At 71.2% G+C, this 23,752-nt stretch carries 15 protein-coding genes; 8 read left to right on the forward strand and 7 right to left on the reverse strand.

Features of this window, described 5'->3' with window-relative positions:
• Positions 1-123: 123 nt before the first annotated feature.
• The 4 genes from ACZ6JY_RS33425 to ACZ6JY_RS33440 all read left to right on the forward strand — a co-directional run bounded on the left by ACZ6JY_RS33425 (position 124) and on the right by ACZ6JY_RS33440 (position 4,995).
• On the forward strand, positions 124-1,374 hold the full coding sequence (locus ACZ6JY_RS33425) for a cytochrome P450 (RefSeq protein WP_469201994.1): 1,251 nt from the start codon (positions 124-126) through the stop codon (positions 1,372-1,374).
• A gap of 27 nt (positions 1,375-1,401) precedes the next feature.
• Entirely contained in the window at positions 1,402-1,626 is a 225-nt protein-coding gene (locus tag ACZ6JY_RS33430; RefSeq protein WP_469201996.1) for an MbtH family protein, read from the forward strand.
• A gap of 83 nt (positions 1,627-1,709) precedes the next feature.
• A complete protein-coding gene (locus ACZ6JY_RS33435; RefSeq protein ID WP_469201999.1) occupies positions 1,710-4,163 on the forward strand; it encodes a penicillin acylase family protein in 2,454 nt (817 codons plus the stop codon).
• Positions 4,164-4,170: 7 nt separating this feature from the next.
• Positions 4,171-4,995, forward strand: coding sequence for an alpha/beta fold hydrolase (locus tag ACZ6JY_RS33440; RefSeq protein WP_469202001.1), 825 nt, complete (start codon positions 4,171-4,173; stop codon positions 4,993-4,995).
• A 78-nt stretch (positions 4,996-5,073) separates the two neighbouring features.
• Here ACZ6JY_RS33440 and ACZ6JY_RS33445 read toward each other — a convergent pair whose 3' ends face one another.
• The 5 genes from ACZ6JY_RS33445 to ACZ6JY_RS33465 all read right to left on the reverse strand — a co-directional run bounded on the left by ACZ6JY_RS33445 (position 5,074) and on the right by ACZ6JY_RS33465 (position 13,266).
• Positions 5,074-7,188, reverse strand: coding sequence for an aminotransferase class I/II-fold pyridoxal phosphate-dependent enzyme (locus ACZ6JY_RS33445; RefSeq protein ID WP_469202003.1), 2,115 nt, complete (start codon positions 7,186-7,188; stop codon positions 5,074-5,076).
• Between the two features lie 72 nt (positions 7,189-7,260).
• A complete protein-coding gene (locus tag ACZ6JY_RS33450) occupies positions 7,261-10,011 on the reverse strand; it encodes a ferritin-like domain-containing protein (RefSeq protein WP_469202005.1) in 2,751 nt (916 codons plus the stop codon).
• Positions 10,012-10,024: 13 nt separating this feature from the next.
• Entirely contained in the window at positions 10,025-11,176 is a 1,152-nt protein-coding gene (locus ACZ6JY_RS33455) for a cytochrome P450 (RefSeq protein ID WP_469202007.1), read from the reverse strand.
• 336 nt (positions 11,177-11,512) lie between these two features.
• Entirely contained in the window at positions 11,513-12,325 is an 813-nt protein-coding gene (locus ACZ6JY_RS33460; protein WP_469202009.1) for an ABC-2 transporter permease, read from the reverse strand.
• Positions 12,322-13,266, reverse strand: coding sequence for an ABC transporter ATP-binding protein (locus tag ACZ6JY_RS33465; protein WP_469202011.1), 945 nt, complete (start codon positions 13,264-13,266; stop codon positions 12,322-12,324). The genes ACZ6JY_RS33460 and ACZ6JY_RS33465 overlap by 4 nt, the downstream gene beginning before the upstream one ends.
• Positions 13,267-13,535: 269 nt before the next feature.
• Here ACZ6JY_RS33465 and ACZ6JY_RS33470 point away from each other — a divergent pair, with 269 nt between their 5' ends.
• The gene (locus tag ACZ6JY_RS33470; protein WP_469202013.1) at positions 13,536-15,587 is read left to right on the forward strand and encodes a glycosyl hydrolase family 95 catalytic domain-containing protein; all 2,052 of its coding nucleotides are present in this window, start codon (positions 13,536-13,538) and stop codon (positions 15,585-15,587) included.
• Between the two features lie 94 nt (positions 15,588-15,681).
• Here the strand turns inward: ACZ6JY_RS33470 and ACZ6JY_RS33475 are convergent, their stop codons facing one another.
• Complete coding sequence (locus ACZ6JY_RS33475) at positions 15,682-18,183, reverse strand: ABC transporter permease (protein WP_469202015.1); 2,502 nt, start codon at positions 18,181-18,183, stop codon at positions 15,682-15,684.
• Between the two features lie 11 nt (positions 18,184-18,194).
• Positions 18,195-18,938, reverse strand: a complete 744-nt coding sequence (locus ACZ6JY_RS33480) for an ABC transporter ATP-binding protein (protein WP_469202017.1) — start codon at positions 18,936-18,938, stop codon at positions 18,195-18,197.
• Between the two features lie 153 nt (positions 18,939-19,091).
• Here ACZ6JY_RS33480 and ACZ6JY_RS33485 point away from each other — a divergent pair, with 153 nt between their 5' ends.
• The 3 genes from ACZ6JY_RS33485 to ACZ6JY_RS33495 all read left to right on the forward strand — a co-directional run bounded on the left by ACZ6JY_RS33485 (position 19,092) and on the right by ACZ6JY_RS33495 (position 23,748).
• The gene (locus ACZ6JY_RS33485; protein WP_469202019.1) at positions 19,092-20,438 is read left to right on the forward strand and encodes a sensor histidine kinase; all 1,347 of its coding nucleotides are present in this window, start codon (positions 19,092-19,094) and stop codon (positions 20,436-20,438) included.
• Positions 20,435-21,082: a response regulator gene (locus ACZ6JY_RS33490; RefSeq protein ID WP_469202021.1), complete on the forward strand. Its 648-nt coding sequence runs from the start codon at positions 20,435-20,437 to the stop codon at positions 21,080-21,082. The genes ACZ6JY_RS33485 and ACZ6JY_RS33490 overlap by 4 nt, the downstream gene beginning before the upstream one ends.
• Positions 21,083-21,282: 200 nt before the next feature.
• Positions 21,283-23,748 carry an HAD-IC family P-type ATPase gene (locus ACZ6JY_RS33495; protein ID WP_469202023.1) on the forward strand — a complete coding sequence of 822 codons (2,466 nt, stop codon included), beginning with the start codon at positions 21,283-21,285 and terminating at the stop codon, positions 23,746-23,748.
• Positions 23,749-23,752 lie beyond the last annotated feature (4 nt).

A 23,752-nucleotide genomic window follows, 5' to 3' on the forward strand; every position in this document is an offset into this window, starting at 1 on the left:
CCGACGACGGTGGGACATTTGGCTGCCGCTTAATGACGGTGCCCCTTTCGACGGCCGGTGCTAGCTTCGGTGCCGGCCGTCGACGCAAGGATCCGACACCAGGACGAAGAGGTAATCCGCGGCATGACGGAACTGATCCAGGCCGTAGACCTGGCCGACCCGCAGACCTTCAACGAACAAGACCTGACGGAATTCTGGCAACGGCTCAGGTCCGAGAGCCCGGTGTACTGGCACCCGCCGCTCGGCAAGAATCCGGGCTTCTGGGTCGTCAGCCGGTACGCCGACATCATGGCGGTGTACCGCGACAACGTGAACTTCACGTCGGAGCGCGGGAATCTCCTGGTCACCCTCCTGGCCGGCGGGGACTCGGCGGCCGGTCAGATGCTCGCCGTCACCGACGGCCACCGGCACCGCGAACTGCGGAAGATCATGTTGAAGGCGTTCTCCCCGCGCGCCCTGGAGCGGATATCCGACCGGGTGCGGACCAATACCAGGAGACTGGTGGCCGAGGCGGTAGAACGGGGCACCTGCGACTTCGCAGAGGACATCGCGAGCCATATCCCCATGGGCACCATCGCGGATCTGCTGGGCGTTCCCGCGGCCGACCGTGAATTCCTCCTCTCCCTGACGAAGTCGGCCCTGAGTTCCGATGCCGCCGACAGCCAGGAGATGGACGCGCTCATGGCGCGCAACGAAATCCTGCTGTACTTCGGCGAGCTGGTCGAAGAGCGGCGCAATGCCCCGGGCGACGACGTCATCAGCGTGCTGGCGGGCGGAGAGATCGACGGCCAGGCGCTCACCGAGGACGAGATGGTCCTCAACTGCTACAGCCTCATCATCGGAGGCGACGAGACGAGCCGCCTCTCGATGATCGACTCGGTGTTCACGCTGTCGCACCACCCGCGGCAGTGGCAGCTCCTGCGGGCCGGCGAGGTGAGCCTCGGCACCGCCGTGGAGGAAGTGCTGCGCTGGGCCTCACCCGCCATGCACTTCGGGCGCACCTGCCTCAAGGACACCGAGGTCGGCGGCGTGCGGATCGAGGCGGGAGACATCGTCACCCTGTGGCACTCCTCGGGCAACCGGGACGAGGCCGTCTTCGCGGACCCCGGCACCTTCGCCCTGGACCGCAGCCCCAACAAGCACATCACCTTCGGGTACGGGCCGCACTTCTGCCTCGGCGCCTACCTGGCCCGCGTCGAGCTCTCCGAACTGCTCTCCGCGCTGCGCACCTTCACCAAGGGCTTCGAGATCGCGGGCCCGACGCGGCGCATCCACTCCAACTTCCTGACCGGATTCAGCGAGCTGCCCGTGCGCTTCGAGCCGGATCCGGCGGGACTCGCCCGCTACGAAGAGACACCTGACGCGGCCATCTGACCGCGTCACCAGCCGAGGAGGACACAGATGAGCACCAACCCGTTCGAGGACGCCGAAGGCACCTACCTGGTCCTGGTCAACGACGAGGGCCAGCACTCCCTCTGGCCGTCGTTCGTCGACGTACCCGCGGGGTGGCTGGTCGCCCTGAAGGAGACGGACCGGCAGTCGGCGCTCGACTTCGTCAACGAGAACTGGACCGACATGCGGCCCAAGAGCCTGATCGAGGCCATGGAGAAGGCCGACGCCGCCTGAGGCGAGCGGACCAGGCCCCCGCACCCCGCCCTCGACGACGGGCATGTCCCACAGGACCGACACAGGAAAGGGGGGCCTCACGCATGCCGCGCGTGACCCGGCTGCCCGCACGAATCCGCAGGGCGGTGAGCTCGCTGGTGGCCGGGGCCACGTTGGTGGGGCTCACCGCCCTGCCGGCCTCCACCACACCCATCGACGCGGCGGCCGGCCACGACCGCCGCGCCGTGATCCAGTACACCGAGTACGGCATCCCGCACATCACCGCCGACGACTACCCGGGGCTCGGCTACGGCTACGGCTACGCGTCGGCCAAGGACAACGTCTGCGTCCTCGCCGACGCGTATGTCACGGTCAACGCCGAGCGCTCCCGCCACTTCGGTGCCGACGCCCCCGCCAACCCGGGCGTGGGCGCGGCGGCCGACAGCCTCACCAGCGACCTGTACTTCCAGCGCCTCAAGGACTCCGGCACCGTCGAGCGGCTCATCGCCCAGCCGCCGCCCCTCGGCCCGGAACCGGAGGTCGCCCAGCTCGTGCGGGGCTACGTCCAGGGCTACAACCGATACGTCGCCGAGGCCGACGCGCGGGGCGGCATCACCGACCCCGCCTGCCGCGGCAAGAAGTGGGTCCGGCCCATCGCCGCCATCGACGTGTACCGGCAGATCCACGCGGTCACCACGATGTCCGGGTCCGGCATCTTCATGGACGGCATCACAGGGGCCCGCCCGCCCGCGGAATCCGGCGCGGCCCCCCGGCGGTCCGCCGACGCGGCGGCCGGGCTCGCCGCGGCGGTCCGCGCCGCCCGGGGCGAGGGTGAACTGGGCAGCAACGCCCTCGCCATCGGCGCCGAGGGCACCCGCGCCGGCCGCGGCGTACTCCTCGCCAACCCGCATTTCCCGTGGCAGGGCATGCGCCGCCTGTGGCAGAGCCACCTGACGATTCCCGGCCGGCTGGACGTCTCGGGCGCCTCGCTGCTCGGCTTCCCCGCCGTGCTGATCGGCCACAACCGCGACGTCGCGTGGACCCACACGGTCTCCACCGCCAGCACCTACGGGCTGTACGAAGTGCCGCTCGTCCCCGGGGACCCGACGCGCTACCTCGTCGACGGCGTACCCGAGGCGATGAAGAGCCACCGCGTCCGCGTCCGGGTCCGCGAGAAGGACGGGACGGTCCGCACGGTCGAGCGGACGCTGTGGGACAGCCGCTACGGGCCCGTGCTCGGCGCGGGACCCGGCGGCTTCCCGCTGCCCTGGAACAAGGACACCGCCTTCACGCTGCGGGACGCCAACAAGACCAACATGCGGGCCATGAACAGCTGGCTCGCTCTCGGCCGCACCCGTGACACGGGTGACGTACGGCGTTCGCAGTCCCGCACCCAGGGCCTGCCGTGGATCAACACCCTGGCGGTGGACCGCAGGGGCAGGTCGTACTACTCCGACATCCAGGTCGTGCCGCACGTCACCGACGACCTGGCGAAGCGGTGCTCCACCCCGCTGGGCAAGCAGCTCCTGGGCACCAGCGGCGTACCCGTCCTCGACGGCGGACGCGGCGCCTGCGCCTGGGGGAGTGACCGGGACGCGGTGGAGCCCGGCCTGCTCGGCCCCGGACGGCTCCCCCGGCTGGAACGCGACGACTACGTCACCAACTCCAACAACAGCCCCTGGCTGACCAACCCCGAGGCCCCGCTGACCGGTTACCCCCGCGTCGTGGGGGACACCGGCACGCCGCGCTCACTCCGCACCCAGGAAGGCATCCTCTCCGTGCAGCGGCGGCTGGCCGGCACGGACGGGCTGCCGGGCAAGGGATTCTCGCGCACCACGATGGAGCGGATGCTCTTCCGCGACCACAGCAGGGCCGCCGAACTGGCCGCCGCCGACACCGCGAAGATGTGCCGGTCCTTCCCCGGCGGAGCGGCACCGTCCTCCCACGGCCCCGTCGACGTGTCGAGCGCCTGCCGGGCGTTGGCCGACTGGGACGGCCGCTACGACAGCCGCAGCCGTGGCTCACTGCTCTTCGCCCGTTTCGTCGCGAAGGCCGCCACGGTGAAGGACGGCCCGTGGAAGGTGCCCTTCGAGCCGTCCGACCCACTGCGCACACCGCACACCCTGGCAGCGGACAGGCCCGAGGTGCGGCGGGCGTTCGGTGACGCGGCCGCGGAGCTCCGTACCGCGGACATCCCCCTGGACGCCCCGCTCGGCGACCACCAGTACGTGGTGCGCGGCGGCGAGCGCATCCCCATCCACGGCGGCCCGCACGAGACCGGAGTGCTCAACGTGATCACGCCACGGACGGCCCCCGGAGCCGGCACCCCCGACGTGGCGACCGGGTCCAGCTTCCTCCAGGTGACGGAGTTCCCGGCGAAGGGCGCACCCCGCACCTCGTCGCTGCTCACCTACGGGCAGTCCGCCGACCCCACTTCCCCGCACCACGCGGACCAGACACGGCTCTACGCCGAGGGAACCTGGGTCCGCGAGCGCTTCACCCAGCGGGAGATCCAGGCCTCACCACGACTGCGGACCATCGTTCTGGCCGGGAGGTAGGAGAACCATGCCCCTTGTCACCGTCAACGGCATCCGTCTCCACTACGAGGACAGCGGCTCCGGCGAACCGGTCGTCATGATCATGGGTTCGGGAAGCGGGGGCAGTGCCTGGCACATGCACCAGGTACCGGCGCTGACGGCGGCCGGCTACCGGGTGATCACCTTCGACAACCGTGGCATCCCGCCCACCGACCTGTGCGCCCAGGGGTTCACCGTCCACGACATGGTGGCGGACGTCATCGCGCTGACCGCCCGGCTCGGTCTCGGCCGGGTCAGGCTGGTCGGCACCTCCATGGGCGCCTACGTGGCCCAGGAACTCGCCCTGGCCCGGCCCGACCTGGTGAGCCAGGCCGTACTGATGGCGAGCCGGGCCCGCAGCGACGCGCTGCGCGCGGCCCTGGCCAGGGCCGAGAAGGAACTGCACGAGTCGGGGGTGCCGCTCCCCACGCGCTACCGGGCGGTGGTCCAGGCGATGCAGAGTCTCGCCCCCCGGACGCTCGACGACGAGCGGGCCGTGGTCGACTGGCTCGACGTGCTGGAGATGTCCCCCCAGGACCCGGTGGGCCAGGGCGCCCAGCTCGCCCTGGAGCCGATGCCCGACCGCCGCGAGGCGTACGCCGGCATCCGCGTCCCCTGCCACGTCATCGCCTTCGCCGACGATCTGATCACCCCGCCGCGGGCCGGGGAGGAGCTGGCGGCCCTGATCCCCGGCGCCGGTATCGACGTCATCCCCGACGCCGGGCACTACGGCTATCTGGAGAACCCCGAGCCGGTCAACAAGAGCATCCTGGAGTTCTTCCGCTCCGGCGCCCCGGCCCGCGCCGCGGACTGACGCCGCCACGCACGAAGGAGGGGCGGTCGCCGTCGCGACCGCCCCTCCTTCGTGCTCAGCGCGTCTTAGCGCCCGAACTCACTCGGCGGTCAGCAGCCACAGCCAGGTCGAGGGCGCACCCAGCGGCTCACGCCGCTCGACCCGCAGCCCCGCCCCCGCGAAGGCGTTCTCGTAGGTCGTCCGGTTCATGATGGGCGTGTCCATGAACGCGTGCACCAGCTCGAAGCCCGCCGAGAAGACCGGCAGCGGCCCCTGGCGCTCCTCCCAGTCCTGGGCCACGGTGTCGCCGATCAGGAACCGCTTGGCGTCCGGGAACACCCGGCGCAGCGTCCGCATGACCCCGACCGGGTCTCCCGTCGCGTCGAACAGGTCGTGCATCATCAGGAAGCTGGAGACCAGGTCGACCCCGGGGAACGTCCGCTCGGAGAAGGACAGGACGTCGCCGTGCACGATCTCGATGCGGTCGGAGAGCCCCGCTTCGGCGACCCGCCCGAGCGCCTGCGCGCAGGCGGCCCCGTTGATCTCGATCCCGGTGCCGCGCCGGTCCGCGTCGCCGCCGCACAGCCGCAGCAGCCGGGTGGCGTCCCCGCAGCCGAGGTCGGCCACCGCGCCGAAGTCGACCGTGGCCAGCACCTCCTTCTCCAGCGGCAGCATCAGCTCGCGTCCCACCTCGCCCGAGCCCACGGCGACCATCGCGCCGTCGCGGTCGACGTCCCCCTCGAAGACCGAGGTGCCGAGGGCGAGATCGGACAGTCCGCGCAGGACGTCGTGGTAGCCGCCGACACCCCAGGTGAAGAAGCCCCTCAGCCGGACGAGGTCGCGGCCGGACGCCGTCAGGGAGACCGTGTGGGCGTCCCCCTGACGCAGCTCGACGTAGCCCAGCAGGGCCGCCACCCGCAGCATCGCCGTGAGGCCCGTGGCGTCCGTGCCCGTCGCGGCGACGAGCGAGTCGAGCGTGCACGTGGGCTGCGCCGAAAGACGCTCCCACACGCCCAGCCTGGTCAGCGCGAACACCACGTTGGCGCCGACGTAGCCGTTGAAGAGGTCCTCGGGTGTGACGGCATCCCCGGTCGGCACGGAGATCACGTCCCGTGCGCCGCCCAGACCGTGGCCGCGCGCGGCGTGCGAGCTCGGAGCGGCGAGCAGCTTGCCGACCGCCTCGCAGAACCGGTCAGTGTCCTCGGACGTCCCCACCGTGACCCGCACCTGGCCCGGACGCCCGAAGAACGTCAGGTCACGTACCAGGATCCCGTGCTCGTCGGCGAGCCGCGCGGTGAAGCGGGCGCTGTCTCCCGGCGTCTTGACCATCACGAAGTTGGTGACCGAGGGCACGTACGCCACACCGAGGCGCTCCAGGCCCCGGCACAGCCGCTCCCGCTCATCGGCGGTACGCCCGCGTACCTCGTCGATGTGGTCCGGGCTGTCGAGGGCGGCCACGGCCGCCTGCTGCGCCAGCCTGTTCACGTTGAACGGCAGTGCCCTGCGCACTTCCTGGATGCCCGCGACGAGGTCCGCGGGGCCGACCGCGTAGCCGGCGCGCAGGGCGGCGAGCCCCCACGCCTTGGAGAAGGTCCGCAGTACGAGCAGCCGCCGGCCCGCGCGCACCGCGTCCAGGGCGTGCTCGTAACCGGGCCCGGCGAACTCCATGTACGCCTCGTCGAAGACCGGCACGGCTCCGGCGCGTTCCGCGGCCGTGATGATCTCCTCGACGGCGGCCGGGGCGAGCGCGGTGCCCGTGGGGTTGTGGGGATTGCAGACGAAGACCAGGCGGGCGCCTTCGAGTGCCCCCACGAGACCCGCGGCCGGTACGTGGTCGTCGATCAGCGGGACCTTGCGGACCGTCGCTCCGGCCACGGCCGCCGACGCGGCGTACCCGGGGAACGTCGACTCCGTGACGACGACGGTCTGGCCGGGGCCCGCCGACGCGAGCGTGACGAGCAGTACGAGCTCGTCGGCACCGTTGCCCACGGCCACCATGTCCGTGGGGACGCCTATGTGTTCGGCCAGCCGCTCCCGCAGCACGGTGGCCCCGCTGTCCGGGTAGGTGGCGCACCGGCCTTCGAGTTCCTTGGTGACCGAGGCGATGACCCCGGGCGGCGGGCCGTACGGGTTCTCGTTGCAGTGCAGTCTCAGCATCCCGTCGCCCCTCTCGTGCTCGTGGTGGAGGGCGTGGAGTGTCGAAGGGCTGCTCACGGTGTCTCCTTTGACGGGGAAGTGCCTGTGTGTGGCGTGCGCGCGCCCGGCTCCTGGTTCCGCCGGGCGCGTCTACTGGCCGAGGCTGACGCCGGGCGACTGGAAGGCGGGCCCGAGGACGGTCTTCGCGCCCTCCGACGAGGGGATGGCCAGCAGCTTCTTGGCCTCGATCTGCACCTGGAACATCAGCCCCACGGCGTCGTCCAGTTCTTTCGGATGGCCGTTGAACACTCGGTTCAGGCTCTTGAGGAGGTTGGTGTAGGACACGTCGCAGCGCAGTGACTCGCGCCGGCCGAGGGAGTCCGCGGGCAGCCGGTACGTGTCGGGGTCGTCGACCATCGGGTGGACCCCGTCGGGGTCGAAGGGGATCGCGGGACCGGAGTAGGTCCACTTGCCGCTGCTGTCGCGCTTGAGCTGCCGCCCCTCGACGATCTCCGCGAACATGTAGTAGTGCCCCAGCTCGCCGGGATCGCCCAGGCCGTCGCCGTCCAGGTCGTGCGGGGAACCCTCGCCCTGCTCCACGATCTGATGGATGGCCAGGAGGGCGGAGCGGCTGTCGGTGACCTTGTAGAGCGTGCCGGGCGCGTCGGGCCAGCCGACCTGCCGGTCCGGGTCCCCGCTGAACAGCTTGCCGCCGTCGTCGAGGCGGATGATGGCGCGGGCGATGTGGTTGTAGAGCCATGCGATGGTCTGCGGCTCGTACTCCGCCTTCGAGAACCATTTCCTGAGCTTCTCGACGGCGTCGTCGTCCACGTGCCGCACGTCGCCGTCGCGGCTGACGCGCACGCTCTTGGGGGAGATGACGTGGCCCTTGAACGGCTTGCCGTCCACGGTCGGGTGCTGCGGCTGCTCGATCGTCATGAAGACGTCGCGTACGTGCTCGATCGACAGCTTGCGCAGCCTGACCTCGAGGTCGGGCAGGACCCCCGCGGGCAGCGCGCCCGGATAGACCGGCACGAACCCCGGGCGGCCGATCCGTGGCTGCCCGCCGACGGCGTTCAGGAGGTTGCACACCTGGGCCATGTGCTGCATCTCCTCCAGCACGACGGCCCGTATGAGCTGGGCGATCTTCACGTTGTGGCCGGGTTTGACGGACATCAGCGCGGCCAGGTAGGGCGGCATGGTCGCCAGCTCGACGAGCATCGCCTGCTGGAGTACGTCCCTGAGTTCGTCGACGGTGGTGATGTCGAGCAGCGGTGGCAGGGGTCCGCTGTCCAGCCAGCTCACGATCATGTCTCGCTTTCCTGGGGAGAGGTCCCGGGTGACCGGCATATGGGTGGGGGAGTCGGGCGACGCGAGCAGGGTCCGCCGGACGTAGGTGCGGTGCCGCAGGACGTGGTTGTAGTTGCCCAGGTCCATGACGTCCCGCATCACCGGGTAGAGGTTCGCGTACTGCTGGAAGAGCGGCCGTACGTCACGGAGCCACGTCGGGCGTCGCGGGGCCCGGTAGGGGTCGAAGACGCGGATGGAGATCTTGCCGTCCGGTTCGCCCCGGCGGCGCAGCGGCCCGTAGGACACCTCGGCAAGCGCGCCGTCGATCTTCTTGCGGGGATTGCCGGGGTCGGTGCCCGTGAACGTCACCACGGCGCGGCCCTTGGCGTCGGTGACGGCCTCTTCGGGGACGTTCAGCGGCTTGGCGCCCTTGCCCGCGTCGAGGAACAGCCGCATCGCCTTGGCCGGGCGGCCGTAGCGCGTCGCGTAGAGCGTCGTGGAGGCCTTCCTGGCCGGGCTGTCGGGGTGCAGCCGGAAGACGAAGCCGTCGGCGTGGACCCATGAGGCGTCGGCGTTCTCCGCGAGGAGGACGACGGGCGGGTCGGCCGAGCGGACCACGGCGATGCGGCGCCGGGAGATCAGGGCGAGCTGCTGCCGGGTGAGCTTCGCGGTGGCGATGCCCGCGCTGCGTTCGTAGAAGCCGGAGTCGATGCCTTCGAGGGGGGCCAGCGTCTCGGGTTCGCCGGCTTCGTCGAGGACCGCGAGGGCGAGCGGGCCGACGTCCTTGAGCGGGCCGCCGCGCTTGGTGGCCGGAATGCTGTTCCCGAGGTCGACGAAGACGGTGGACGACTGCTCGTCGACCCGGCACGGCGCGTGGAAGAGCGGGCTCTTGTCGTCGGCCTTGCGCAGCCTGCGGCCGGCGACGAAGCGCCGGGGCTCGCCCGTGAAGCAGGGGCCGATGGAGCCGACGATCCGCCCCAAGGTGATGTTGTCGGGCCATTTCTCGACGCCGTCCTCGACGGCGTCCATGGTGACCTTGATCGAGAGCATGCCGTCCTGGGTCAGGGCCCGCAGGGCGCGCAGGAAGGGGGACGTGAGCTCTGACGCCCATTCAAGGTCGGTCAGGACGGAGTGGTACGCCCCGGAGATGTCGGGGCGGCCGGAGGGGAGGGTGGCGCGCGGCCACATGTCCTCGACGGCGGAGGGGAGGTAGGCGCCCCGCAGCAGCTCCTTGCCGTCCTTGTCCAGGAGACGGGGGCGCCAGCCGTAGATCTCCGGCACCATCTGGTTGTGCGGGTCGAGGTCGACCATCTTGCCGTTGGTCCGCAGATCGTCGTCGACCAGCCGGCCGCCCACGACGGGGTCCTTGCGGCCGTCGGTGAGCCGGCGGCCGTCCTTGAGGCAGACGCTGGTCACGGAGACGTCGGCCAGCCGCAGCGTGCCGGGACCGCGCGGATTCCACAGGCCGTTGACGTCGGGCAGGTCCATCCGCCACTGGTAGCGCGGCTCGAAGAGGTCGTTGTCGAAGTACTGCGGCACGTTGTTGGCCGTGGCCACGTCGGTCTGGATGGTGCCGGCGAAGTTCAGCCTGGGATACCCGAGGTAGGACACGCTGTCTGTCCCCCTAGCGGCTCGTGGCGGAGGCCCAGCGGATCTCGACCGGAAGCCTGGCCGGTGCGAGGTTCACCCGCGGCGCGGGGTACGACAGCGGAGCCTCCCGGGAGACCGTGACGCTCGAACAGCGGTCCATGAGCAGGGACATCGCGGTCTCGGCCACGACGCGGGCCAGCGGAGCGCCCAGGCAGAAGTGCATGCCGTGCCCGAAGCCCAGATGGCGGTTGGGCGTGCGGCGGATGTCGAACTGGTCCGGGTGCGCGAACTGCGTCTCGTCCCAGTTGGCCGACGCCGTCCAGACGATGACGGGAGCACCGGCGGACACGGCCTGCCCGCCGATGCGGCAGTCCTCGGTCGCCAGGCGCAGGGCGCGCGGCAGCGGCCCGCGGTAGCGGAAGACCTCCTCGATGGCCGAGGGGATCAGGCCGCGGTCGGCCCGTATCGCGGCCGCGGCCGCCGGGTTCTCGTCCAGGCACACCACGAGGTTCGCAAGCAGCATCGTCGTGGTGTTGTGCCCGGCGAGCAGCATGACGGCGGCCAGGCTCACGACGTGCTCGGCGGTGAGCCGCTCGCCGTCCACCTCGGCCGTGGCCAGCCGGCTGAGCAGGTCGGTGCCGGGCTTCTGGCGGCGTCTGCCGACCAGCTCGTGCAGGTACTGCTCCAACTGCTCGAGCTCGCTGCCGAGTTCGCCGCCGCCGTCGGCGGGCTGCCCGGTCGGGTCGATCAGTGAGGCCGCCCAGCTCTGGAAGGCGCGCCGGTCGTCGTGCGGCACCCCCAGGAGCTCGCACAGCACGATCATCGGCAGGGGGTAGGCGAACCGGTCGAGCAGGTCGAACCGCTCCAGGCCGTCGAGTTCGTCCAGGATGCCGGTGGCCGTCTCGGCGACCCCGGGCGCGAGGCGGTTCACCAGGCGCCGCGAGAACGCCTGGCTGACCAGACCGCGGAACGAGCGGTGGGTGGCCGGGTCCATGGTGAAGAAGCTGGCCGACGTCAGCCGCTCGATGACCGGCGGTACGTACGTGTCGATCCCCGCGGCCCGGCTCGCCGCGCGCATGTCGGCCGAGAAGGACGGGTCGGACAGGACCCGCTGCGCCTCGTCGTAACCGAATACCTGCCAGGCGCGGATGGACTCGTCATATCCGACAGGGGCGGTGTGCCTCATGTGCGTCAGCCATGAATTCAATGCCGCCACCTCCTCGTCCGGAGGTCGGGCCGCATTGTCGGTGATTTCTGGCCCAGAAGGCAGCATGATACTCCAGCGGAGGAATGTGACGGCTGACGGGCTACTGGAGACTAACTCAGCTCCGTTGCCCTGTCAGGGTCGATCGTTCCGCCGCCGGGTGAAGCGGGCAGGCATTTCCGGTGAGAAAAGGGCCCCTGCCAGTTTCTTTTGTTCCCTGCTTAATCAGCATTCTTGTGGGACGGGAAGTCCCGGGCCCCGCGGGGGATGTGAGGGCCCGGGACGATCAGGGGGGCGCCCGCTACGGGGGCGGACGCCTCAGGCGTCGCGGTTGCGCAGCACCCAGTAGCCGGCCGCGTTGGCGACCACGGCCCACAGGACGAGCAGCGCGACAGCCACGGGGGCGCCGTACGTGTCGTTCTCGGAGACGCCCATCAACGCCATGCCCGCCGGGCCCGGGAGGTAGTCGGCGGCCTTCGCGAGGAACTCCACCGAGACGGACTGGAGGGTCATGGGGAGGATCAGGAGCACCAGGAACCCGACGGTGAGGGTGCCCGCGACGCTGCGCACCGCCGCACCGATGCCGGTGATGATCACGCCGACCGTGCCGAGGTAACCGCCGACGGCCAGTGCCTGGCGGACGGTGTCGCCCGAGCTCACCGGGTCCGCGACATCGCCGAGCGAGGCCAGCGCCGTGCCGAGCGCCACGGGCGTGAGCACCAGACCGGCCACGAACAGCACAGGGAACAGCACGAGGCTCTTGGCCAGCAGCATGCGGTGACGTACCGGCACCCACTGAAGGGTGGAGCGGATGCTGCCGGTCGCGTACTCGGACGCGATGACCATGGTCGCCATGGCCAGCACCGCGAACTGGCCCATGAAGATGACACCGGTGCCGACGTTGTCCAGCGGCGCGGTCGGCAGCCCGCCGCCCGAGGCCGACTCGTCGGAGGACCGGGCGGAGACGCCGGAGATGACGGTGTAGGCGATGAGCAGTGCCGCCGTCGCCGCCAAGGACACCCAGGTGGAGCGTACGGACCACAGCTTGGTCCACTCGGCCGCCGTGGCTCCCGGCAGTCCGCCGCGGCCGTGGTTCACTGCCGCCGGAGCGGTCGTCGTCTTGTCGTTCATGCGTCCGGACCGTCCGTTCGGTTCGCCATCCGGGAGGTGCCGTACTCCAGGCTCCCGGAGGTCAGTTCCATGTACGCCTCTTCCAGCGAGGGCTCCTGCATGCGCAGTTCGTGCAGCCGGATCGCGGCCTCGTGCGCGATGTCGCCCACCCGCTCAGGGGTGGTACCGCGCACGACCAGCGCGTCCTCGTCCGAGCGTTCGGCCGTGAAACCGGCCGACTCGATGCGCAGCGCCAGCTGCTCACGGCCCCGCGGGTCAGGGACGCGTACGCGCACCGTGCCCAGCGCGCTGCGCTCGATCAGCTTCATGATCGGCATGTCGGCTATCAGCTTGCCCTTGCCGATGACGACGACCTGGTCCGCGGTCTGCTGCATCTCGCTCATCAGGTGGCTGGAGAGGAAGACCGTACGGCCCTCGTCGGCCAGCGAGCGGGCGATCCCACGGACCCAGCGCACCCCGTCGGGGTCGAGGCCGTTGACGGGCTCGTCGAAGATCAGCACCCCCGGGTCGCCGAGCAGCGCTCCCGCGATACCCAGGCGCTGCCCCATGCCGAGCGAGAACAGTCCGACACGCCGCCCCGCGACCGTGGTCAGGCCGACCACCTCGAGCACCTCGTCGACGCGCCGCCCCGCGATGCCGTTGCTGCGGGCCATGGACAGCAGATGGCTCCTCGCGGTCCGCCCGGGGTGCAGCGCCTTGGCGTCGAGGAGAGCCCCGACCTCCCGCAAGGGATAGCGCAACTCCTCGTAGGCCTTGCCGTTGACCAGCGCCTTTCCGGCGGTGGGCCGGTCCAGGCCGAGAATCATGCGCATCGTCGTGGACTTCCCGGCACCGTTGGGACCGAGGAAGCCGGTCACACGGCCGGCCTTGATCTCAAGGCTGAGATCATCCACGGCGGTGACCGTGCCGTAGCGCTTCGTAAGCCCGCTGAGGCTAATCATGCATGCTCCCTGTTGGTACGCCGATGGCTCCACCGTATGTATCGGGGCAGCCCGGCACATCTGACGATGGAAATCGGCTGCGTACCACTTTCGTAGGGGGCGGCCGCAGCTTCCGGCCGCCTCCCACGGCCCCTGGTGGAGCGTCTTTCATCGGTCACTTAATGGCGGTGACTGTCGCTTGCCCCAGTTGTAGGGTCATTTTTCGGTGCGGTAAAGGGTTGGCGCCTGGAACGGTATTGAATTATTGACTGAGGCCGGAGGCCCCGACAATGAACGCCGGATTCGGCAGACGGACCTTCATCCGCACGACAGCGGGCACCGGCCTGGCCGCCGCGTCCGGCACCGCCTGGGCGGCGGAAACACCGGGCGTCCCGGTGCCCGAGGACCGGGAGAAATCCACGGACCCGTACGAACGCGCCGTGCGGGACGCCCGCATGGAATGGGCGCGAATACCGGAAAACCCTTCCGGCGCACCATACTTGGGCAACGGCAGAATGGCGGCACAACTCGTCACGGCGCCCGGCGGACGTGCCGTGCGCCTTCTCATCGGCGGACCCGGCACCCGTCCCGCGGACCCGCTCCCCGGCCAACTGGACCTCGTCCCCCTCGGAACCCCGACCGGACTCTCCTGCGCACTTGACCTGTGGAACGCCGAGCTGACCGGACGGCTCACCACGACCAGAGGCAGCGTGGCCTTCAGCGCGCTGGTGGACAGGAACGGCCCGGCACTCCTCCTGCGCGCGACCGCGGAAGGAGGAGAGCGGGTCTCCTTCACCGCTCCGCCCCCGGACGGCCGGACGCGGCCGCTGACCTGGGTCCACCAGGGCGGCGGCGCGCACAAGCTGCTCGCCGCCACGTCCGGGACGGGGCGCGGGACGGACGAGGCCGCGCTGCGCACGCTGCTGACGGCCGACCCGGACGCCGTGATCGCGCGGCATCGCGCATGGTGGCGTGCCCACTACCGGCGCGCCTACGTGTCCCTGCCGGACCGCACCCTCCAGCGGTTCCACTGGATCCAGATGTACACCCTGGCAGCCGTCGTCGATGCCGCCCCCGAGCGCATCGGCCACGCCCCGGCGCTGCTCGGCCCGTCCGGCCACCTCGACATCGGCCCGGTCGCCACCGCGCTGGAGCAGGGGCCGCACCACAGCCACCGCCATCTGACCAGCGCCCTGCCCGGAGTGGGCTCGAAGGCCGGGCGTACGGAACACCCGGTGCGCGCATCGGGTGCGCTCGCCCTGTGGGAGGCGTACCGCTACTCCCAGGACCGGCGCCTTCTCGAGGACCTGCTGCGGCCCGCGCTGCGCCGGGCGGTGGACTACTACGCCGGTTTCCTCTACGAGGGAGTGGACGGCCTGTTGCACCTGCCCGTCACCTACTCGCCGGGCCAGGCCGACGTGACCGACTGCACCTACGACCTCGCGCTCGTCCGGTGGGCGGTGACGACGCTGATCGACACCGTCCGCAAACTCGGCGACGACGATCCCCGTATGGCGGACTGGCAGGACATCGCCGCGCGGCTCACCCCGTACCACCGGGACGACACCGGCGTCATGATCGGAGCAGGCGTCCGGGCGAGCCGCTCCCATCCGGTGCCCTCGCACCTCCTGTGGCTGCTGCCCCTGCGCGAGAGGGCGGGAGACGGCCAGGGGGACCGCGAGGCGCGGCGCGGCTTCGAGCACTGGGCGAGCAGCCGGGACGCCTGGCACGGCGGGTCGTACGCCGTGGCCGCGGCCCTGGCGGCGACCCTGGGCGACGCACGCCGGGCGCTGGAGATGCTGCACCACCTGACGGGAACGGGAACGGGTACGGGTACGGGAGCCGCGGCCGAGGGCGCTCTGTCCCCCAACTCCCTCTACACCCACGTCTCGTCACCCTTCGCCGCCGCCCCCTTCGACGCGGGTCAGGCCCTCCTCGAACTCCTCGTCGGAGCCGGGCGCGGCCCGGTCGACGTGTTCCCGGCCGTGCCCGACGACTGGCCGGACGTCCGGATCGCGGGACTGCGCGCGCCGGGCGGCTTCGTCGTCGACGCGGCACGCGAGGACGGCAGCACGCGGTGGGTGCGGGTGCGCAGCGAGGCCGGCCGGCCGCTGACCCTGCGGCACGGCATCGAAGGAGACGTCGAGGCATGGGTGAGCCCACCCGGCGCCGACGGCCCGGGCCGCCGGGCCGACATACGGCGCACCGGCCCGCGCACGGCGCTGTTCCGGCCCGTCGAGGGCGAGACGCTGACCGTCGTACGCCGCGGCACGACCCCGGACTTCGACGCGTACGACGTGCCTGCCGCGGGCGGCGGCCGACGCTGGGGCGTACCCGGCTGACAGGCGAGGCGCCGCAGACCTGACGGAGCGGGGCCGGTGGATGTCCACCGGCCCCGCCGCCGTGCTCCGCTGTGCCGAGCCCTTCCGTCCCCGGCTATTCGCTGGCGATCGCCGCCAGCATGTTGGTGTTCGCGGCGCGGCGGGCCGGCCACATCGCCGCCAGTACGGCGGCGACGCCGATCCCGACCAGCGCGATGCCGATCGTGGTGTACGGCATCGAGAAGTCCCACAGCCGCTGTCCGAACATGGCGTGCTGCATCACGGCACCCGCCGGAACCCCCACCACCACTCCGAGGAGCGCGCCGAACAGGGAGATCGCGATGGACTCCGACCTGATCATCCGGCGCACGAGCAGCCGTTTGGCGCCCACCGCCCGGATCACGCCGATCTCACGGGTGCGTTCCATGACGGACAGCACCAGCGTGTTGATGACGCCGAACACCGCGATGACGATCGCCACACCGAACATGGCGTACATCAGGGTGAAGGCGAACTGCTGCTGGTCGACGCCCTGCTCGACCAGGCCTTCGCGGTCGGTGACGGACACGTCGGGGCGGTCGTGGAACGCCGCCTCGATGCTCGCGCGCGCCTTGTCCGGGTCGGCCCCCGACGCGTACAGGAGGGTGATCTGGTTGCGCAGCGTCTGCGGTGCCTTCGCCGCGTCCAGGAAGATGCTCGCCTGAAGCTCGGTGGCGTCGTAGACGCCCACCACCGGCTGCGTGACCGACGTCTGGGAGTCCAGCTTCAGCGTGAGCTTGTCGCCCATGCCGAGCTTCAGCATGTCGGCCTGGTTCTTCGAGATGACCACGCCCCGGGTCAGATCGGCGCTGCCCTCCGTGATGTCGGGCGTCAGCACCGTCTTCAGCGCGGCGGGTTCGATCGCGGAGATCCGCCGTTCCGTCTTGCCGCCCGGGTAGGAGAGACCGACCAGCACGTCGCGGCTCGCGGCGACGTGGTCGACGCCCGGCAGCCCGCGGACCCGCTCCGCCTCCGCCGGGGTGAGGGTCGACTCGCCCCCGGCCGCCGACTGGAGCACGGTGGTCGTGACCGGCACATTGCTCCGGGTCGTCGAGGCGATCAGATCGGAGAAGGACGCGCTGAGGGTGGCGAAGGCGCACACCAGACCAAGGCCGACCGTGATGGCGGTCGCGGTGCCCGCCGTACGCCGCGGGTCACCGGCCGCGCTGCGCAGCCCCAGGCGTACGGCAGGGCCGCTCCGCCCGCCGATGACCCTGGTGGCGGGGCGCAGCACGTTCTCGGCGAGGAAGGGGGCGAGCAGGATCACACCGACGACACCGAGGACGGCACCGACCAGCGCGATGACGCGCAGCATGTTGGACGAGCTCGGGTCGGCCGTGGCGATGACCATCGCCGCGGCGACGACCAGAAAGCCCGCGCCCAACAGGTTCCGGCGCCGCTTGGTCTCCCGGGGGACCACCGCGTCGGTGCGCAGCGCGGCCACCGGAGGCACGGACGCGGCGCGGCGCGCCGAGTTGTACGCGGCCAGCACCGTCACCAGTACGGCGACGCCGAAGCCCAGCAGGATCGCGACCGGCCGTACGGTGAACTCGACGTTGTCGTCGGGACGCATCACGTTGATCAGCAACGGGCCGATCGCGACGCCCGCCAGGGAGCCGATCGCGCCGCCCGCGACGCCCAGTACGGCCGCCTCCACGATGATCGCGGTCCGCACCTGCCTCCTTCGCGCGCCCACGGCGCGCAGCAGCGCGAACTGCCGGGTGCGCTGGCTGACCAGCATGGTGAAGGTGTTGGCGATGACGAACATCCCGACCATCAGCGCGACCGCGGCGAACGGCAGCATCGTGAGCCTCAGGTCCTGGGCCTCGGTGTCGGACTGGGCGGCCGCGGCATCGGCCAGGGACTTGCCCGTCGCCACCGGGTAGTTGTCGGGCATCGCGTCGCGCGCGGTGTCCGCGAGCGCGGCGGCGGTGGTCCCGGACGCGGCCGTCAACTCGACCCGGTGGAAGCGGGGGCCGAGGAGCTCCGCGGCGGTGGCGTTGTCGTAGGCCACCACGGGAACGGCGTCCGACGCCTGGTCGGAATCCGCCTCCGCCTCCGGTCCCAGGCGGTGGTACGTGAACAGCGCGGTCACCTCGGCGCGGTCCGTGCGGCCGCCGGACAGCAGGACGCGCACGGTGTCACCCACCGAGTACCCGGCGCTTTCGGCGTCGGTCTTGTTGAGCGCGACCTGGCCCTTGCCCTGGGGCGCCTTCCCCGCGTCCACGGTGAAGCGTTCGTCGCTGCTCCAGTTGGTGCCCGCCCGGTCGAGGACCGTGGTCGCCTTGGTCAGCTTGCCGTCGTCCCCGACGACGCCGGCCCGCCCCACGACCACTCCCTGGGCCTTGGAGACCCCCGGCAGCTTCGCGAGACGGTCGCGCTCCGCCGCGCCGAGCACCGGGTCCTTGCCGGGGCTCTGCACCGCGACGCTGACGTCGTCCCGCGTCTCGCGCAGGGTGAGCGTCGCCGCGATGGAGTCGCTCACCACCCAGCTGCCGACCGTCGCGGTGACGCCCAGGGCGATGGCCACGAGCGTCATCACCACACGGCCCTTGTGCGCGAGGAGATCGCGCAGCATGGTCCTCAGCATCAGGCCACTGACCCTTCGAAGGACTTCATGCGCTCCAGGACGCTGTCCGCGGTCGGCGCGAGGATCTCGTCGACGAGGGCACCGTCCTTGAGGAAGAGCACCCGGTCGGCGAAGGCGGCGGCACTGGGCTCGTGGGTCACCATCACCACGGTCTGGCCGAGGTCGTCGACGCTCTGCCGCAGGAAGCGGAGCAGCTCCGCGGACGCGGTGGAGTCCAGCGCGCCGGTCGGCTCGTCGGCGAACACCACGTCCGGCCGGGTCACCAGTGCCCGGGCGCAGGCGACACGCTGCTGCTGTCCGCCGGAGAGCTGGCTCGGCCGGTGGCTCAGCCGGTCCCTGAGGTTCACCGTCGTGATGATCCTGTCCAGCACGTCCTTGTCGGGCTTGCGCCCTGCGAGGTCGAACGGCAACAGGATGTTCTCCAGCGCGGTGAGGGTGGGGAGCAGGTTGAACGCCTGGAACACGAAGCCCACGCGGTCCCGGCGCAGATCGGTGAGAGCGTTGTCGCTCAGGCCGGTCAGCTCGGTGTCACCGATCCACACCGAACCCTCGTCGGCCTTGTCGAGACCTGCGACGCAGTGCATCAGCGTCGACTTCCCGGAGCCGGAAGGGCCCATGATGGCCGTGAACTCCTGGCGCATGAAGCGCACGTCGACGTTCTCGAGGGCGGTCACCCGCGCGTCACCGGATCCGTAGTGCTTGCCGAGCCCCGCGGCCCGGACAGCGGCTGTCGTTTCTGTCATGGCAGCGAGTCTGCGAGAACGGGGCCCCTGCCACGTCGCCGGAAAGTCCACGATCCTGCCCCACTTAGGTCACGGCGACACCCAACTTTCGTGGGGACAGGTCCGGACACACGGCGGAGGACGGGACTCCGGGTGAGCTACTACGCTCGGCATGTGACACGACGTACGCCGACAGCCACCGAACCGGCATTTCGAGCACGCATACGGCGATGGCTGGACCGCTGGGGGCTGAGCGTGCTGTCGACCGCGCTCGCCGTCGGCGCGTTCTTCCCCATCGACGGCCGCCCGGTCCCGCAGGTACAGGGGGAGTTGGGGCTCACCCCGTGGCCCGCCCTGGTCCTGGCCGTGCTCATCGCGGTCACCTCCGTGGCCGCGGTGCGGGCGCTCCCGGGCACGCGCTGGCCGGTCGTCGTGGTGGGCTGCGCCTCATGGGTGCTGACATCCGTCTGGGCCACGCTGTGCGTGGCCTCGTACATCGTCGGCTCGACCGTGCACAGGCCGCTCCAGCAGATGTCCTACGTGACGGGGGCCAGCGCGATCACGGTGCTGCCGACGGCCACGGGCCTGGCCATCGGGCTGCCGGGGGTCTTCTGGGCGGACATGCTGTCGTCGCTCGGCGGCGCCGGGCTGTTCGTCTGGCTGCCCTTCGCCCTCGGGCTGTGGAACAAGGCCCGCAAGGACGTGGTGGAGAGCCTGCGCGAGCGGGCGGAGCGGTTGGAGCGCGAGCAGGTGGCCCGCGCCGAGCAGGCGCGTCTGCAGGAACGTGCCCGCATCGCCAGGGACATGCACGACGTGGTCGCCCACCGGGTGTCCCTGATGGTGCTGCACGCGGGCGCCCTGGAGATCAACGCGAAGGACGAGAAGACCGCGCTCGGAGCGGAACTCATCCGGACCACGGGCCGGGAGGCCCTCGCGCAGCTCAGGGACGTCATCGGCGTGCTCAAGGCAGTGGACGGCGAGGGAATCGCCCTCGGACCGCAGCCCACCCTGGTGGACCTCGAACGGCTCCTCAACCAGTCGCGGGCCGCGGGCATGTCCGTCCGCAGACGCGACGAGGGAACCCCGCAACGCCTGCCCACCCTGCTGGAACACGCCGCCTACCGCGTGGTGCAGGAAGCCCTCACCAATGTGCACAAGCACGCCGGAGCGGCCGGCACCGAGGTCGTTGTCCGCTACCACGACCACCACCTGGAGATCGCCGTGCACAACGAAGCCCCCGCGGGGCCCGTCGAACTGCTGCCGGGCAGCGGCATGGGCCTGGTCGGGCTGCGCGAACGCGTAGAGCTGCTCGACGGAGAGTTCACCGCGGAGCCGAGGCCGGGCGGCGGATTCTCCGTCCGCGCACGGCTCCCGATCCCGACGCACGACACGCCCACGGGGGACACGCCCAGGGGCGGCGACACGCCCAGGGGCAGCGACGCATCCACGGGCGGCGACGCATCCACGTACGGCGTGCCCACGCACGACGTGCCCACGCACGACATGGAGGAGCAGAAGTGATCCGGGTCCTGGTCGTTGACGACGAAGCGCTGGTACGGGCCGGTTTGCGCATGATCCTGGATCCGGCCGACGACATCGAGGTGGTCGCCGAGGCGAGCGACGGCAGCGAGGCGGTCACGGCTGTCGCCAAGCACCGCCCGGACGTCGTCCTCATGGACGTACGCATGCCAGGCATGGACGGACTGACCGCGCTCAAGGAACTGCGCCGCTCGCCCAACGCCCCCAGCGTCATCATGCTGACCACGTTCGACCTCGACGACTACGTGCACACCGCGCTGCGCAGCGGCGCCGCCGGGTTCCTCCTCAAGGACACCTCGCCACGCGACCTCGCCGGCGCTGTGCGCACGGTCGCCGAGGGCAGCGCGATGCTCACCCCCCGGATCACCAAGCGGCTGATCGACACCTTCGCCGGACTGGAATCGGGGGACTCCGCGAACGCCCGCGAAAGGATGGCGGTGCTGACCGAGCGGGAGGAGGACGTGGTCCGAGCGGTGGCCAGAGGCCTGTCGAACGCCGAGGTCGGCCGCGCACTGTCCATGAGCGAGGGCACGGTGAAGTCCCATGTGAGCCGGGCCCTGGCCAAGCTGGGCCTCTCCAACCGCGTCCAGGTGGCGCTGCTCGCCCGTGACGCGGGCATGAGCTGAGGCCGGAAACCGCCCGTCCGACCGCCCGTCCGACTGCGCGCGCGACCGCCCGACCGACCGCGGGTCCGACCGTTCGTCCCGTCGGGGCCACCACGAAAGTGGGGGCCACCACCATCGTTCGTCCGTAGTGAGGGGACACCAGCGGTCATTACGGTCTGGATCAGTTCATTGGTCACGACCGGTGTGGAGGGGATCCAGGTATGGATATGCGGTCGAGGGGGGCGAATGGAACGGAGCGGGCCGGCGGTGGTGACACCGTCGGCCCCTTCTTACCTGGGGGTGCGGCCACCGGCCTGACCTCCGCTGAGGCGGAGCGGAGAAGCGGACGGGGCGAGGCCAACGACGCACCCCCACCGACCGGTCGCACCATCCGCGACATCGTGCGCGCCAACGTATGCACCCGCGTCAACGCGGCCATCGGCGTCCTGCTCGTGATCATCTTGACTGTCGGGCCCGTCCAGAACGCCGCCTTCGGCGTTGTCGTCCTCGCCAACATCCTGCTCGGCGTCGTGCGGGACGTACGCGCCGAACGGACCCTCGACCGGCTCACCGCCACGGGCGGGGCCCGCCAGGCGGTGCGCCGCGACGGCCGTACCGTCGGCCTGGCCCCGGCCCGGATCGTCCTCGGCGACGTCATCGAACTCCGTACCGGGGACGAGGTCGTCGTCGACGGCACCGTGCTGGAGGCGGACGGCCTGGAGATCGACGAGGCACTCCTGACCGGTGCGGCCGACCCCGTGCTCAAACGACCGGGCGACGACGTGATGTCCGGGAGTTCCGTCGTGTCAGGCTCCGGTGCGTTCGCCGTCAAGAGGGTCGGCAGGGACACCCGCGCGGCACGGCCGGCGGAGAGGGCCGCCCGCTTCACACCCGTCGAATCCGAACTGCGCGACGGCGTCAACACCCTTGTCAGATACGTCACATACGCCGTGATCCCGGTCGGGATCGCGCTGTTCATGCACCAGTTGGCCGCCGACGGCGGTGATGTGCCCGAGGCGGCGCGGCGGATGGTCGCCGGTGTCGTCCCGGTGGTCCCCGACGGACTTGTGCTGCTCGCGTCGGTCGCCTTCGCCGGAAGTGTCGTCCGGCTCGGGAAGCGCAACTGCCTCGTGCGGGAACCGGCGGCCATCGAAGGCCTCGCGCGCGTGGACACCGTATGCCTGGACAAGACCGGGACCCTGACGGAGGCGTCCACGGACGTCGACGAGGTGTACCGGATCGAACCGGACGTGGCGGTGGAGGACGTGCTCGGCGCACTAGGGGCGCTGGACACCCACCCCACCGCCGGTCCGCGGGCCGCCATCGACGCCTTCCCCGCACCCGAGGGCTGGACCGAGAAGGAGCGCGCCCCGTTCTCCGCCGCCCGTCGCTGGAGCGGTGCGACCCTGACCGGCCGGGACGGTGCCACCGTGACGTGGCTGATCGGCGCGGCCGATGTGCTGCTCCCGCCGGGACACTCCGTACTGGTCGCCGTGGACGCCTACGGTGAGCGCGGCCTGCGGGTGCTGCTCCTGGCGCGCTGCTCCCTCCCGTTGAGCGAGGTGCTGGCCGCGCCGGAGCGGGGCCCCGGCGCGACGGACCCGGTGGCTCTCGTGGTCATCGCGCAGCACATCCGCAAGGAGGCCCCTGCCGCCCTCCAGTACTTCGCGGACCAGGGCGTGGACATCAAGGTGATCTCGGGTGACGACGCGCTCTCGGCGGGCGCGGCGGCCCGCGGGTCGGGGCTGCCGGACAGCGACCGCCACATCGACGCGCGCCGGCTCCCCGACGACGACGGCGGCCAACTGGCGGAAGCCATGGAGGGCAGCGCGGTCTTCGGCCGGGTGGGCCCTCAACGCAAACGCGACATGGTCACCGCCCTGCGGTCCCGCGGCCGCACGGTGGCGATGATGGGCGACGGGGTGAACGACGTGCTCGCCCTCAAGGAGGCGGACGTCGCCGTCTGCATGGGAACGGGAGACCCGGCCGCCCGCTCGGCCGCCCAGATCGTGCTCCTCGACAACGACTTCTCGGCCCTGCCGTCGGTGGTGGCCGAGGGCAGGCGCGTCATCGGCAACATCGAGCGCGTGGCCAAGCTGTTCCTCACGAAGACGACGTACTCCCTCCTGCTGGCCGTCATGGTCGTCCTTGCCGACGTTCCGTACCCGTTCCTGCCCCGGCACCTCGCCCTGCTCGGCTCGCTCACCATCGGCATCCCGGCCCTCTTCCTCGCCCTCGCCCCCGACACCGGGCGCGCGCGGCCCCACTTCGTGCGGCGGGTGCTTTGGTTCGCCGTCCCGTGCGGAGCCGTGACCGCCGCGGCCACCATGGGGTCGTACGCCGTCGCCCGCGCCGTCCATGGAGGGAACCTGGAGGCGCAGACGTCCGCCACGACGCTCACGGCCTTCCTCGTCGGACTGTGGGCACTGTCCATCGTCGCGCGCCCCTGCACCTGGAGGCGCGTACTGCTCGTGCTCGCGATGGCGCTGTCCTTCGCGGCGATTCCCCTGGTCCCGCACCTCCGGTCCTTCTTCGACATGGAGTTGGCCGGCACCACCGCCCCGTGTGCCGCGGCCGGCATCGCCGTCGTGGCCGGTGCGCTGCTCGAAGGCGCCTGGCGCATCGCGCGCCACAGGACGGCGGCCGAGACGGAGCGGGCCCTGCCGGACGCAGCGGCACGGCGGTGAGCCC

This window comes from Streptomyces sp. NPDC046335, from assembly GCF_055587985.1.

Excerpts from the sequence above, each read along its gene's own strand:
- ACZ6JY_RS33470 (WP_469202013.1), top strand. The coding sequence starts at position 13,536 with ATGAACGCCGGATTCGGCAGACGGACCTTCATCCGCACGACAGCGGGC.
- ACZ6JY_RS33465 (WP_469202011.1), bottom strand. The coding sequence starts at position 13,266 with ATGATTAGCCTCAGCGGGCTTACGAAGCGCTACGGCACGGTCACCGCC.
- ACZ6JY_RS33425 (WP_469201994.1), top strand. The coding sequence starts at position 124 with ATGACGGAACTGATCCAGGCCGTAGACCTGGCCGACCCGCAGACCTTC.
- ACZ6JY_RS33435 (WP_469201999.1), top strand. The coding sequence starts at position 1,710 with ATGCCGCGCGTGACCCGGCTGCCCGCACGAATCCGCAGGGCGGTGAGC.
- ACZ6JY_RS33475 (WP_469202015.1), bottom strand. The coding sequence starts at position 18,183 with ATGCTGCGCGATCTCCTCGCGCACAAGGGCCGTGTGGTGATGACGCTC.
- ACZ6JY_RS33495 (WP_469202023.1), top strand. The coding sequence starts at position 21,283 with ATGGATATGCGGTCGAGGGGGGCGAATGGAACGGAGCGGGCCGGCGGT.
- ACZ6JY_RS33440 (WP_469202001.1), top strand. The coding sequence starts at position 4,171 with ATGCCCCTTGTCACCGTCAACGGCATCCGTCTCCACTACGAGGACAGC.
- ACZ6JY_RS33480 (WP_469202017.1), bottom strand. The coding sequence starts at position 18,938 with ATGACAGAAACGACAGCCGCTGTCCGGGCCGCGGGGCTCGGCAAGCAC.
- ACZ6JY_RS33460 (WP_469202009.1), bottom strand. The coding sequence starts at position 12,325 with ATGAACGACAAGACGACGACCGCTCCGGCGGCAGTGAACCACGGCCGC.
- ACZ6JY_RS33455 (WP_469202007.1), bottom strand. The coding sequence starts at position 11,176 with ATGAGGCACACCGCCCCTGTCGGATATGACGAGTCCATCCGCGCCTGG.
- ACZ6JY_RS33430 (WP_469201996.1), top strand. The coding sequence starts at position 1,402 with ATGAGCACCAACCCGTTCGAGGACGCCGAAGGCACCTACCTGGTCCTG.